This window comes from Spirochaetota bacterium, from assembly GCA_038043445.1.
GTDB lineage: Bacteria > Spirochaetota > Brachyspiria > Brachyspirales > JACRPF01 > JBBTBY01.
Window position 1 is genome coordinate 17,555 of sequence record JBBTBY010000132.1, and the last position, 13,804, is coordinate 31,358.

The 13,804-nt window shown below is 56.7% G+C and carries 11 protein-coding genes; 7 read left to right on the forward strand and 4 right to left on the reverse strand.

Annotation, left to right across the window (positions count from 1 at the left end; translation table 11 throughout):
- Window positions 1–49: 49 nt before the first annotated feature.
- Complete coding sequence (locus AABZ39_17720) at window positions 50–2,059, reverse strand: alpha-amylase family protein (GenBank protein ID MEK6796619.1); 2,010 nt, start codon at window positions 2,057–2,059, stop codon at window positions 50–52.
- 110 nt (window positions 2,060–2,169) lie between these two features.
- Here AABZ39_17720 and AABZ39_17725 point away from each other — a divergent pair, with 110 nt between their 5' ends.
- On the forward strand, window positions 2,170–2,904 hold the full coding sequence (locus AABZ39_17725) for an AraC family transcriptional regulator (protein ID MEK6796620.1): 735 nt from the start codon (window positions 2,170–2,172) through the stop codon (window positions 2,902–2,904).
- Here AABZ39_17725 and AABZ39_17730 read toward each other — a convergent pair.
- Window positions 2,832–3,380, reverse strand: coding sequence for a tRNA (cytidine(34)-2'-O)-methyltransferase (locus tag AABZ39_17730; protein MEK6796621.1), 549 nt, complete (start codon window positions 3,378–3,380; stop codon window positions 2,832–2,834). The genes AABZ39_17725 and AABZ39_17730 overlap by 73 nt on opposite strands.
- A gap of 7 nt (window positions 3,381–3,387) precedes the next feature.
- The gene (locus AABZ39_17735) at window positions 3,388–4,482 is read right to left on the reverse strand and encodes a beta-ketoacyl synthase N-terminal-like domain-containing protein (protein MEK6796622.1); all 1,095 of its coding nucleotides are present in this window, start codon (window positions 4,480–4,482) and stop codon (window positions 3,388–3,390) included.
- Window positions 4,483–4,799: 317 nt separating this feature from the next.
- On the opposite strand from AABZ39_17735, the gene AABZ39_17740 reads away from it, so the two are divergent.
- The 6 genes from AABZ39_17740 to AABZ39_17765 all read left to right on the forward strand — a co-directional run bounded on the left by AABZ39_17740 (window position 4,800) and on the right by AABZ39_17765 (window position 12,941).
- The gene (locus AABZ39_17740; GenBank protein MEK6796623.1) at window positions 4,800–5,630 is read left to right on the forward strand and encodes a hypothetical protein; all 831 of its coding nucleotides are present in this window, start codon (window positions 4,800–4,802) and stop codon (window positions 5,628–5,630) included.
- Window positions 5,620–6,600, forward strand: a complete 981-nt coding sequence (locus AABZ39_17745) for a PorV/PorQ family protein (GenBank protein ID MEK6796624.1) — start codon at window positions 5,620–5,622, stop codon at window positions 6,598–6,600. The genes AABZ39_17740 and AABZ39_17745 overlap by 11 nt, the downstream gene beginning before the upstream one ends.
- Before the next feature lie 100 nt (window positions 6,601–6,700).
- Entirely contained in the window at window positions 6,701–7,240 is a 540-nt protein-coding gene (locus tag AABZ39_17750; protein ID MEK6796625.1) for an RNA polymerase sigma factor, read from the forward strand.
- A complete protein-coding gene (locus AABZ39_17755) occupies window positions 7,237–8,535 on the forward strand; it encodes a PQQ-binding-like beta-propeller repeat protein (GenBank protein ID MEK6796626.1) in 1,299 nt (432 codons plus the stop codon). The genes AABZ39_17750 and AABZ39_17755 overlap by 4 nt, the downstream gene beginning before the upstream one ends.
- A gap of 26 nt (window positions 8,536–8,561) precedes the next feature.
- The gene (locus AABZ39_17760) at window positions 8,562–11,171 is read left to right on the forward strand and encodes a fibronectin type III domain-containing protein (GenBank protein ID MEK6796627.1); all 2,610 of its coding nucleotides are present in this window, start codon (window positions 8,562–8,564) and stop codon (window positions 11,169–11,171) included.
- Between the two features lie 240 nt (window positions 11,172–11,411).
- A complete protein-coding gene (locus AABZ39_17765; protein MEK6796628.1) occupies window positions 11,412–12,941 on the forward strand; it encodes an OmpA family protein in 1,530 nt (509 codons plus the stop codon).
- Window positions 12,942–12,946: 5 nt separating this feature from the next.
- Here AABZ39_17765 and AABZ39_17770 read toward each other — a convergent pair.
- Window positions 12,947–13,804, reverse strand: an 858-nt coding sequence (locus tag AABZ39_17770) for a flagellar basal body rod C-terminal domain-containing protein (protein ID MEK6796629.1), incomplete at its 5' end; no start/stop codon positions are given.

A 13,804-nucleotide genomic window follows, 5' to 3' on the forward strand; every position in this document is an offset into this window, starting at 1 on the left:
CTTCCCCGTGAGAGAGGGGAAGGGGTCGGGGGATGGGGTGAGTGCGTGTTTAGAAAACGATCTCTATCATCTCCAACGTCTCAAGCTTCGCTATCGTTACTGTCAACTCATTCCCCACGCCTGGCTTGATCTCTGCGCCATCGGAGATACGCGTGACCGATACCGGCTTTGCAGGAAGTTTCAGCGATAACGATATATCATGCACCGGCACATTCGGCAATTCCTTCTGATAGTTCACAAGCCCGATGAGCATCGCATTCTCAGTCGTGCTTTTAAGCGTTGTTATCTCCACGCATTCCGGCGCATTCGTCGCTGTGATGACGGTTGACGGCGCGTATTCACGGAACAGCCACGTACCGAACACCTGCTGCGCATCCTGCATGAGCGAAAGCACCGGCGATGAAAGATAGATGCATTTTCCTTTGCCGAACGTATTCACCGTAAGTCCTGCATTTTCCGTATCCGCGCCCGGGGGATTGCTGTGTATCGACGCATACGCCTCCGCATCGGGGTCGAACACCGGCTCATTGATGCGCGCGAGCATACGTGCGCCTTTTGCGGTGACAAGCGGAGCGGATGCATGCGATGCTACGAGCCATCGCTTATCGAGGAATGACAGGTAGTGGAAGCGCTTCGCTTTTTTTCCTGTCGATGATACCCCGAACACATCGGCGAGACCGAAGTCGCCCGTCGATGTACCGTCGGGTTTGAGCAGTGATGTATTTCCGGTAGCGATAAGCGTACCGCCGTTCTTCACGAACGCACGTATCCTCTCATTCTCTTCCGGCGAGGTGTAGAGTATATTATTCATGACGATGGTCTTATATGCAGAAAGATCTCCTCTCTCCGTGACCGCGGCGAACGGTATATGCGCACGGGTAAGCACTATCGATGTGCCGGAGAGTTCATCGACGGCGGGCTTATTGCCGCTCGGCGTCATGATGTCCGCATTCGCGCTTTCGTCGACATACGCCGCTGATGAATAGTAAAGCGCGATCTGTGCGCTCTGCACCGGGCGATGGCGTTCAACGGTCGTTGTGAAGGGCGTAAGCTTCTGCGACACGGCGCCGAGGCGATGGTACACGTCATCCTCAAGCGTACCGTCGGGGTTTATCGCATCGATGAAGAAATAGGCGCCGGCATTCGCGAGCGTCGTCGCCGCTTCGGCGGTGAGCTCCGCTTCGGATTTTATCGACGTGTGGTCGCGGAGATTGACCGAGCGGCTCGTCATGAACTCATAGGGCTGCTCTTTCGACGCCGCGGCGAGCACTTTCGTTCCGAGCACATGCTGATATTTCCCGCCGTAAAAATCGCCCGAGGTGTAGTCGCAGGCGTCCGCAATGCCGAGCGTATAGCCGTGCATCCAGCCGTGCATTATCGTGCTCGTCTGATGCGTAACGGTGATATCCTTCTTCGCTTTTATCGACGCGGTGAGCTTCTGCGTGAACGAAGCCATCGAGCGTTCGCGGAAACGCTGATATGATACCCATTGCGGGTCGCGCCAATCTATCGTAAGCGGTATCTCGCGGCCACTCTCGGCGCGGTACTTCGTGCGGCAGCTCGGGCATACGCAGATACCCGGCCAGAACGTCATGTCATTGAATATACCGTCGACATCATATGCTATCACTTCCACTATCTGCGCGATCGTGAACGCGGTGTATGCATCATTATTGGGGCAGCTCCACCAGTAGCGGCCGCCGTGCTGAGTGCCGTTCGGATGCGTGATGCGCCATGCCGGATTGTTCTTTGCGGAATGATTGTGATAGATGCTCGTATAATAGGCGATCGGCACTATGCCGTTCTTCCTGAGAAGCGTTACCGTTTCGCCGAAAATATCGCGCCCCTTGAGATTGGCATGCTGATGTCCCGCCGCCGAAGGATAGTAGCAATTCCCGTTGTGGCATGTCGCGTATACCATCGCCGCCTCGATGCCGGCACGCTTGACCATGGCCACATACCGCTCGGGGTCGAATTTCGTCATGAACGAGGGGTCATTTTCGGTAATATGGTTATCGATAAGCAGACGCACATAGCACTCTTTCGACCATTCGCTCATGGGAGCCTCCGCTTCCGGGAATGACGGTAAGGTAATGCCGGGGTGGACAGAAGTGAATGGACGCCTTATCGCCACATGGACAAAATTGTTATTGCGGGTATACTCCCGAAATGGCGAATATCTTATCGATAGGGCGCACGAAGAAGGTGCTCACGATGTACCCCGTGCATACCCATGCCGTCTGGGAGATCGTTCTCTATATCTTCGGGAACGGTACCGCGATGAGCGGAAAAAGAAGCATACCCTTCTCCGTCGGCACCATCATCGTGAACCCGCCGCATATCGCTCATTCGGAAACAGCGCCCGATGGTTATGAGAACATGGTCCTCAGCGTAAAACGCTCGCCGTTCAGTGCCGTTGCGGCGACCATCGTTCGCGATGCGGAGCATGCCCCCGTACGGACCATCATGGAACTCATGCTCCGTGAATACATGCTCGCGCGGAAGTCATCGGCAGCGGCCTGCGACGAACTTGCCGGAGTGCTTTTCGGCTATCTGGCATCGCTTGCCATGAGCGAGCGCGACGCCACCGTGGAGCGTGTTGAGAACATCCTCATCGAGCACATACAGGATGCTTCGTTCCGCGTGGAAGGCGCGCTTACGGGCCTCCCGCTCAGCCGCTTCCATTTCATGAAGGTATTCAAGAAAGCGACCGGGCGATCGCCCCGGCAGTATCTCATCGATCTGCGTATGCGTGCGGCGATGAACCTTCTGAAAACCACCGATATGCCGGTGCAGGAAGTTGCCCGTCAGTCGGGGTTCGACGATCCGTTCTATTTCTCCCGGATATTCTCGCGCAGGACCGGAGTATCGCCGGCAGCGTATAAGGTGCGGAGCGCCTCATAGAGCACGACCGCGGCGCTGTTGGAGAGATTGATGGAGCGCACATCATCGGTCATGGGAATTGATACGCTTTCCGATGCATAGCGGCCCCAGACGTCATCGGGGAGCCCCTGCGATTCGTTCCCGAAGAGAAGTATATCGCCCTTTGCATAGGTCCTTTCGCAATACGAGGTCTTTCCGAATTTGCTGACAGCGATGACACGCCTGCCATTCGCGGCCTCAAGAAAATCCTCAAAGAGCAGGAATCTTCTATATGATAGCTTGTCCCAGTAGTCGAGGCCGGCGCGTTTGAGTTCCTTATCGCGGATGAGGAATCCGCACTTGCCGATAAGCCAGAGCTCGCTCCCAGTACCGACGCATAATCGGCCGATATTGCCGGTGTTCGCCGGTATCTCCGGTTCATAGAGCGCAATCACCATGCCGGCGCTCTGCATCGCCTGTTTGATGCCCTCTGCTGTATGAATTATCCTTTCTTCCATAGTTAATCTACCACGAAACCGATATACTCGCGGCTGTTATGCTCCCGCCGAAACCGTATGCCAGCTTGATGAAACGGCGGATATGGGCTTCACGCGGCGACACAAGTATATTCGCCGGAACGGCTTCATCGATGGGGTCGCTGAACGGCAGATGCGCGATATATCCTCCCCGGGCAAGTTCTATCGTCAATGCTATCTCGGCAAGCGCGCTCGCACCGAGCATATGTCCAAGATAGGGCTTAAGCCCCGTTACCGGGACATCGCCGAACACATCGTGTATCGCTTTCGCCTCGGGGATGTCATTGCCGGTGGCGGTGGCATGCGCGGAGATGAGATCGACGTCCGCACGTTTCACATCGAGCATTCGAAGCGCTTTTCCTATCATAACACCGTTCTCATCGAAACGTATCGGATGCGTATTGTCGTGTATATCCGCCCAGCAGTCGACCTGTGCGAGGGGATGTCCTTTTCGGGAAATGAGAACTGCAGCCCCGCCCTCCGCTATCGAAAAACCGCTTCGCCGCGACGAGAACGGGCGTATCCGCTCATTCGTAATAACGCCCATAGCGTTGAAACCATACTCGATGATATCGATGGCGGCACTTTCAACACCGATCACCAGCACCTGCTCATATCCCCGTTCGAACATACGGCATCCGGAGATGAGCGCCGTCATACCGGTGGCGCAGGCGGACTGCACGGAAAGCATCGGCGCGCGCACCCCGGCGAATTCCGCGAGCGCCGACGATACATTATAGAACGGCGCATCGAACATGAACCGTGCGTCAGGCACTTGTGCATTAAGCCCCCGAACCAGTGTACGAACGCCGCCTTTGCTGTTGGCGACGATGATGGGAACAGCAGCGGCTTCATCGCGCGAAAGCGATGCGCGTCCGCAGATATCATGGAAAAGCCAAAGCGCGGTCAGCGCCGTGCGATCGAGCGTGCTCGGCACCGTATACGGGAGCGCTTGCATGCACTCCCGATATCGATCTTCCGGCAGGGAGAACACATCCGGGGTATCGACGGCACGTATGCGGCGAACACTTTCTGCGGCATCGCCGAGCGGTGTCATGACGGAGTATGCGGTTATGGGGAACATGATGTATCGCTTTTCGCGGAACGCTATTGTAAAGCAGATAATGAAAAATGGATAGAGCGCATCTACATACTATTTGCCGCGTATACGTTCGCCGCGATAATAGAGAACAAGGGCTCATGAGCCCTTGTTCTCTTCGATACTGAAGACCCTTCTAATCGAAGCATATACACATCGATACCCATGCTATTTTCGCAGCACTCTTCGTGATTTATTTGACAGAAGCACTACACTGTTATATATTTGCACGATATTTTTCAGGATACGTATACATAAGCGGGAGACCGATGGCTGTGACTCATCCTCGAAGCGTCCGTACCATGAAGATACCGATGCTCTTTTCATTGTGTCTTTCCCTGACCGCTATTGCATCAGGCGCCGAACTCGTCCTGCGTTCACCCGCGCTCGTCGTCTCCATGGAGAAACGCACCGGACGTTTCTCGCTGCGTACGACGGGGGGCAATCCCCTTGAGGAAAAGGACAGCGGCATCGAGATACTCGATTCGTACACCGTACCCCCGACGACACATGCGAGCGTACGCTACGGCGAACGCACCGCCCTTGTCGGCGGACCGGACGGCACGGTCATTGAAAGCGCGCTCATCGATAAAAGAATAGTGTTCCGATGGATGCTCGATGACCTCACGGTAACGCAAACGCTCACACTTGGGACCGGGCGCGAACCATTCTGCAGAATAAACTATACGCTTACGAACACGCGCAAGGCAGTGAGCACGGGCTTACGGCTCGCGCTCGACACCTCGGTATCCAACGCCTTCATCGGGGCCGTATCCGAAATGACACGGGTGATGCTCCATACGAACTGCCGCTCGCTCGCCTCGTGGTATTCCCTTGATGTACCGAAAGCCCCGTCGATATTCCTCCGCTATGAGGTATCGACGAAAGCGCTCTCGCATACGACATTCTCGTTCTGGCGGTTTTTTGAACAGCCCTGGGGCAGTAATGCGCTCACGGCGCCCGCAGCATATTGGGCGTTCACCCCGAACGACGACCGCGGCATCGGCATCTATTGGGACGCCGAATTGCGCCCCGACGCCGATATGTCCGTCTCCTGCACGATATATACCGGAAGCCCGAAGACCGACAGCAACTTCATCATGCGCGCCGTGGAGAACGTCATTGAGAAATAGCATCATCATGCTCATGCTCGCGGGAACGCTCGGCGCCTCCAATTTCCTGACAATGACGCCCGATGCCGTTGTAACCTCCTTCGCCGGCTGCGACAACGCCGTTTCGCGCGGCACGACGGCGCTCATCCTCAACCCCGCCGGGCTCACACGTTCCGAGGACTGGGAGGCGGCGCTCAGCCACCTCTTCTGGACCATGAGCGCATCGGGAATGGTCGCGGAATTCTCACCGCAATATGAATACGCAGGCGGCGTGGTCTCCCTCGGCCGTCATTCGGTCGGCATGAACATAGCGCACTACCACTACCCTCCCATCGACCTCGGTGACGGGAATCCGCTCAATGTCTTTTCCGGTTTTCTTTCCGGGGGATACGCCTATGACCTGGGCTTTCTCAGCGCCGGCGTCCGCGGGAAGGTCATCTGGGAAGTGCTTGCATCATACAGCGCCGCGGCCTTCGCTTTCGATGCAGGCGTCATCATGCCGTTCACATTTTTGAAACTCTATAAGGGCGTCACCCCGAACTGCCGCGTCGGCATCGCGCTCTATAATGTCGGCACACCCATCGTTCTCGTAAGCGAACCGGAGTATCTCCCGGGCCATCTCTCCATCGGCGCCGGTTATACGGTCTTTGACGGCGCGATCGGAACGCTCGATACCGCCCTTGACGGCAAATTCTTCTGGGGCAGCGATAATGGATACCGCCTCATATCCGTGCATGCGGCGACCGAATATCGTTTCCGCGAGCTCTTGTCGCTCCGGATGGGATATGCCGCTTCGCTCCCGATCGATCAAGGCGATACCGGAAGCTTTTCGCATACGGTATCAGCCGGTGTCGGTGCATCGTATCGTGTCGGCAGCATACGTTTTCGTTTCGATTACGCCGTCGGCATACCGCTCGTGGAGGACGGACAGGTATCGCATACCGCGACCCTCACGCTCCTCGGGGGCAGCAGTGAGGTCGTTACCGAATGAACCGTCCCTCCTGCAATAAATATGGAACTTTTTCCATTGCAGTGCGTTGTATACTGTGATCGGGAAGAAAACACCGAAAGGCGCCATGAAGGATGGCTCTTTGATCGACAGGCTTCAAGCCCGCGCACCGGAGGCGCAGAAGGAAGCCTATCAGCGGCACGGCCCTGAGCTATTCCGTTTCATACAATGGAATATGCGGGGAACGCTCACCGATGCCGAGGATGTGCTCCAAGAGGTCTTCATCAGTGCGTTCGAGAAGATCGATACGCTTTCCCCCGACGGGAACCTCAGGGCATGGCTGTACCGGATAGCGCGCAACAAATGCATCGATACCCGCCGGCGAGAGCGGTCGTACGGAAGATATACGAAGAAGGCCTACGAGGTACGGGAAGAGAGAACGATGGAAGATACCATAACGGCACAGGACATACAGGTACTGGTGGCGGGATCGGTACGGGAACTCCCCGACATCCTCCGCGCAGTGTTCACGATGCGCCAATACGAAGAGATGCCGTACGAGGAGATAGCGCTCGCGACCGAAACATCGCTGTCCCGGGTGAAAAAGGCCATGGCAAAAGCGGTGCTCATGCTCGGCGCCTCGCTGAAGAGCAAGGGCATATCGAAGGACATGCTGCGATGAAACGAACGTGCACACGCGAACGTGCCGTTGCATACGTCTACGGCATCATGAACGCCGCGGCAGCCGCATCCTATGAAAAGCACGCGGCTCATTGCGAACAGTGCAGCGCTCATATCGCCGCGATAGCATCCATCAAGGACATCGCATCACTCGGCGCACGAACGCTTTCACGCACCGTACCGCCGCTCAAGGACGCCCCATCGATACGGATCTCGTACGTTCCGCGCGCACTTGCCGCCGCTGCCGCCGTACTTATCATCATAACGGGCGGCGTACTCCTCTCGCTCCGCACACCGCGGCCGACCGTCATAAGCAAAGGAGCCGTTCAGCCCGCACCGGCAGGGATGCCCGCGAAGAGCTGGTGCTTCGCCACGAAAGGCGCGCTCCGCACGACACCGACCGTTGACGGGAATGCCGTGTTCTTCGGCAGCGACGATGCCCGCGTCTATGCGCTCGCTCCGGAGAGCGGCTCGCTCCTCTGGGAATACAGGACAGCAGGAAGGATAGCCTCGGTACCAATCATCGTCGGCAATGCGCTCTATGCAGCCTCGGCCGACGGTTATGTCTACTGCCTCGACAAAAAGAACGGGCTGCTTACATGGAAACGCGCCGTCGGGACCATCATCTTCTCCCAGCTCTGCGCCGACAAGAGCGGTGTTTTCGCTGCAACGGCCGAAGGTCTCGTCGTCGCGCTCGCGAACGATGGGAAGCAGCGCTGGCAGAAATCGCTCGGCACGCCGGTCATGAGCGCACTTGTCGGCGATGAACGAGCGATATTCTTCGGAACGCGTGACGGCGTCGTCTATGCGCTCGCAAAGAACGACGGCTCGCCGCTCTGGGGGCACATCACCGAAAGTCATTTCCTCACATCACGGCCGCGCATCGCCGGAGACCTCGTCGTCATGGGCGATACCGACGGCATGGTATACGCTATCGATCGCGCACGCGGAACGCTCGCGTGGCGCTTCAAGACCGGAGGCGCCGTCATCGCGGACATCGAAAGCCGCGAGGGGCTCATCTATGTCGCCTCGGACAAGGTGTACTGCGTGAGCGAAAGCGGACGCGAGGTGTGGCGCTTCGCGCCGGATACATCCATCGATGTGAACTGCATCATAAGCCCGACGGCGCTCACCATCGTCGACAAGTACAATTCATTCTACCATCTGCATCCGAAAAGCGGCATCTGCATGCGGCGCGAAACGCGTACATCGCCGGTGCTCGGCTTCGCCTATGCCGGATCGACCCTCTTCACCGCAGGCGATGACGGCAGTCTATGCGCGGTGAACGATAAATGAGATCAGCAACAGGAAGGAGCAGCATCATGAAAAGAACGGCAGCTATCATCGCAGCGATCATCGTCACCACGGCGGCGGCGAACGCGAACATCCTCGTGAGCAATGTCACCGCAACGGTGGTCAGTTCGAATGCGATACAGCTTACTTGGACGAATGCAGGGATAGCGCAGCTGTTCTACGTGCTCAGGAACACCGTGAATGATTCCAACACATCCTCGCTCCTCGTTGCATCGAACTCGAACGCATCGTCATATCTGAACACCGGGCTTACACCGAACACCACGTACTATTACTGGGTAAGATCATCGAACACGTTCGGCGTATCACCGTACAGCACGACATCATCTGCAACGACACTATCGAACAGCAACGCGCTACCCGCCGCGCCGGCAGGGCTCTTTGTCACGTATTCCAACAGCAATGAAGCGGCCGTGCGGTGGGGTTTCGTCAGCGGCGCCACCGGATATAAGATCTATCGCAGCAACAGCGGGCAACCCCAGTCGAACATCGCGGCGACAGGTGAAACGAATTTCACGAACACAGGACTTCTCTCGGGCACGATGTACTGGTACCGGGTATCGGCGACGAACAGCGCGGGTGAATCCGTGCTCAGCCCTTCGACAGCCGTTTATACGACGAATCTCACAGCACCGCCGTCGGCACCCGTTTCTGTCCTCGTATCCTATACCAACAGCAATGCGCTTGCCGTTCTATGGTCGACGTCCGGCGGCGCGACCGGCTATAAGCTCTATATGAGCAACAGCGGGCAGCCGCTTACGAACGTAGCGACCATCGCCGGGATACAATATACGAACACCGGCCTTCTCCCGGCAACGGCATATTACTTCTGGGTGTCAGCGACGAATATCTACGGCGCATCGGCGATGAGCGGCATGGTGTCCGCGATGACGCTCTCGAACAGCAATACCCCCCCCGCGGCGCCGGCATCGATCTGGCTGAGCTACACCAACACCAATGCGATCGGTGCATGCTGGTCGGTATCCTCAGGAGCGACCGGGTATCTGCTCCATCAGATATTCTACAGCACGACCAATACCACTGCATTGGCCGGCACCGGGTATACCAATACCGGACTCGTCGAATATGACTACTACACGTATTATGTGCAAGCCACCAACAGCTACGGGATATCCGCACTGTGCGGTCCTGTAGGAACGCTCACGCTCACCAACTCGAACGTTGCGCCTGCTGTTCCGGGCTCCATTTTGATAAACTACACCAATTCCAACGCGCTTGCCGTCCAGTGGTCGACGTCTTCCGGTGCTGCCGGGTATAAGCTCTATCGGAGCAACAGCGGCCAGCCGATCACGAACATCGCGAACGTCGCCGGGGTATACTATACGAATACCGGTCTTCTGCAGGAAATGGCCTATTATTTCTGGGTAACAGCGACGAACAGTTTCGGCGCATCGGCGATGAGCGCCATGGCATCCGCAACGACATTATCGAACAGTAACGCTGCACCAGCTGCGCCGGCTGGCCTCTTTGTAACGTATTCCAACAGTAATGAAGCGGCCATACGCTGGGGCTTCGTCAGCGGCGCCACCGGCTATAAGATATACCGCAGCAACAGCGGGCAGCCGCAGTCGAACATCGCGGCGACAGGGGGAACGAATTTCACGAACACCGGCCTCATCCCGGCGACGATGTATTTGTACTGGGTATCGGCGACGAACAGCGCGGGCGAATCCGCGCTCAGCATTCAGACTGCCGCCTACACGACGAACACGAACACCGTTCCGACCGCTCCGACCGGGCTCTGGACCTATTATTCTAACTTCACCGAAGGCGCGTTCCGTTGGGGTATGGTAAGCGGTGCGACCGGGTACAAGATTTACCGCAGCAACAGCGGTCAGCCGCAAACCTTGCAGGGAACGACATCAACGACAAATTTTACGAACACAGGCCTTACCCCTGCGAACTGGTACTACTACTGGGTATCGGCAACGAACGATATCGGTGAATCCCCGCTCAGCGCCGGATTGACCATCATCATTGCCACGAACACGAACACCCTGACAACGCCGTCAGCGCCGGCATCGTTCTCTGCGACCGCGCAGTCGGTCTCGGCTCTAAGGCTTATCTGGAGCGATGTTGCAAATGAATTCGGCTACCGGCTCTACCGCTCGACCGTAAGCAATATGGTACCGTCCACACCGCTCACCTCCCTTGCCGCGAACAGCATGCTGTATGACGATTACGGTCTGTCGAACGCGACAACGTATTACTACTGGATAGAAGCGACGAACTCCGCCGGGGCATCTGCGATGCGTTCTACGTTCGCTACCACGTTCATCGGCGGGAACTCGAACGTCGTTACGCGGGTCGATACTCCTTTTGTACGCGTATTCCAGGGTGATAAGCCGACTATACGCGTCACCGTACAGGATACCGGGAACACACGGATGCTCGTGCAAGTGCGCATTTACGATTTCACCTCGGGCAAGCATGTGCTCACCGTACCGGAGCATGAAGTGAACGCCGCGGAATACCGGTTCACCTGGGATAAGGTCGGCAGGGTGAAGAACGGGGTCTATCTCGTCGAGGTGCTCATGAAGCGCCCGGGCGAACAATATCGCGTGGTCTCACGCGAACGCGTGGTGGTCATAAAATAGCATATACCGCGAACGGTGTAACGACGGCATAACGCTCCTGGGGAAGCGGATGGATCTACTGGAGATATACATGTCAGGTGAAAATAGAACAGTTCGTTTCATGACATGTGACCATGCTGCAGAAGCCGGATCCGTAAAAGAAAATGATCTTAAGGGATCACGAGGCCTTCACTGTTTTTTCACTTGCAATTTGCCCTGTTCTTCGTTACACTCGTGACCATTCCCTCGAAAAGGTGTCCTATGATACGGTCCATCATCATTCTCGCCGCGGCAATGCTCCCGCTCGCAGCGCAAGTCGAGAACCTCGGCACGAACATCAACTCGCCATACGATGAGCTTGCACCGGTGATCGCCCCCGACGGGCAGACGATATATTTCATACGCGGAGACTCGACGGCAGGTAAAAGCAAGATATACAAGATATGGTACTCGGAGTTCATCGGCAATGCGTGGCACCCCGCGAAGGAAATGCCCCCGCCGTTCAATCTCAAACCGGGGGTCAACACGGTATACAGCGTCACCCCGGACGGCAATACGCTCCTCGTGCTCGGTTCAAAGTCCGATAATGGATTTACCGGCGGCGGATTATCGTTCCTGCAGCGCACGAAGGACGGCTGGGGTGCCCCGCAGAAAGTGGAGATAAAGGGATATGATGAGATGCAGCGCGGTGATGCCGGCATGGACTTCGACCCCACTTCTTCGCAGAAGCAGCACATCGCCACCGGTTTTCTCGCCAATGACGGAAAAACGCTCCTGCTCTCATTTTATCAGGGCGAGGAATTCGGCAATGATCTGTTCGTCAGCTTTCTCAGCAACGGGACCTGGTCGCGGCCGAAGGATATGGGCGATAAGATCAATACCGAAAGCAGCGAGATAACGCCGTTCCTCGCATCGGACGGCGTAACGCTCTATTTCTCGAGCGACCGCGGCGGCAATGCCGATATCTATGTGGCCAAACGGCTTGACCGCACGTGGCGACGCTGGTCAACACCGGTGAAACTCTCACCGCCGGTGAACAGTGACGCATGGGAAGCGTACTACTCAATCGACGCCAAGGGCGAATACGCCTACATGGTATCCTATAAGAACACCGTCGGCAAAGGTGATATCGTCCGCGTGAAGCTCACGAAAGAGAACCGACCCGATCCCGTCGTACTCGTGACCGGGACCGCGTTCAACGGAAAAACAAAGGACCCTATCGCCGCGACGATACAGTACGAGATACTGCCCGGCGGCGAGAATGCCGGTGTAGCCCGCACCGCCCCGAGCGACGGGAAATACAAGATAGTACTCCCGTACGGGAAACTCTACAGCTTCCGCGCAGAGGCACCCGGGTATATACCGGTGTCACAGAACCTCGATCTCGTGAAAGTATCGGAATACAAGGAAGTCGTACAGGACCTCTCGCTCATCCCCATAGAAATAGGCCAGACGATTCGTCTGAACAGCATATTCTTCGATTACAACAAGAAGGGCCTGCGCGAAGAATCGTATCCGGAACTCAAGCGCGTGGTCGATATCCTGCACGATAATGAGAAAATGGAGATAGAGGTCTCCGGTCATACCGACGACAAGGGCGATGCGACGTACAATATGAAATTGTCCGAGGAACGAGCGAACGCGGTAAAGCAGTACCTGATGGTCCATGGCGTGAACTCGAGCCGGCTGACCGCGAAGGGCTACGGCAAGACAAAACCGAGCGCGCCGAACACGACGGAAGCAGGACGGCAGCAGAATCGGCGTGTGGAATTCACGATCCTGAAAAATTAGCGCCCTTACACACCCATCCTGGTGATGACCGTCTCAAGCAGCTTGTCCATCATCGACACGACGCGGGCCGCTGCATTGTAGCCGTGCTGATAGGCGACCATGTGCGCCATCTCTTCATCGAGGTTCACGCCGCTCACCGACTGGCGTATCTTCGAGAGATGTTCGATGACGGCATCCTGCTTTTTCATCTCGACATCGGATGTTTCCGCTTTCGAACCGAGATTGGCGACGATGCCTGCATAGTAATCATTGAACGTGGCCTTGGCATCGACCATCACTTCCTTGAAGCGGATGGAAGCGATCGCAAGCGCGTTCGAATTGTCCCCTGCACCGTTGATCTTGTCGGGATTCCCGTTGCCGGTGGTATCGATCCCTTTTGCAGCGGCGATATAGTTCATATCGTTCTTGATGACGCTGTTGACGGCGAAATATCCTGCCGGATGATCAAGCGGTGCCGACGACCAGAACCGCGCGTCACCGCGGAGCTTCCCGGTCTCGCCGACAGCGTTCCAATCGAATGCGCCCGGAGCACCCGCCTGCTTGAGTATACCGGTTATACCGGCAAGGAATTCGCCTGAATCTTCCATATGCGTTATCGTGAGATTGGGCCGTGTATAGTCATCGAACACGCGCGCCTTGAGCGCGACGCGGCCGGCATCGGTGATGTATGCAGAAACGTTCGCCGGCGAATTATTGATGCGCGCAATGACGTTCTCGACAGTATCCGCCGGGCCGTAACTTACGCTCACGCGCGCGCCGCCGCGCACGGCATTATCGAACACCATGGTGCCGCCGGCGCCGACGACATCCCTCGCCTTCACCTGATTGATGCCGAGCGCCTTGAAAAGCACGGTATGATCGTT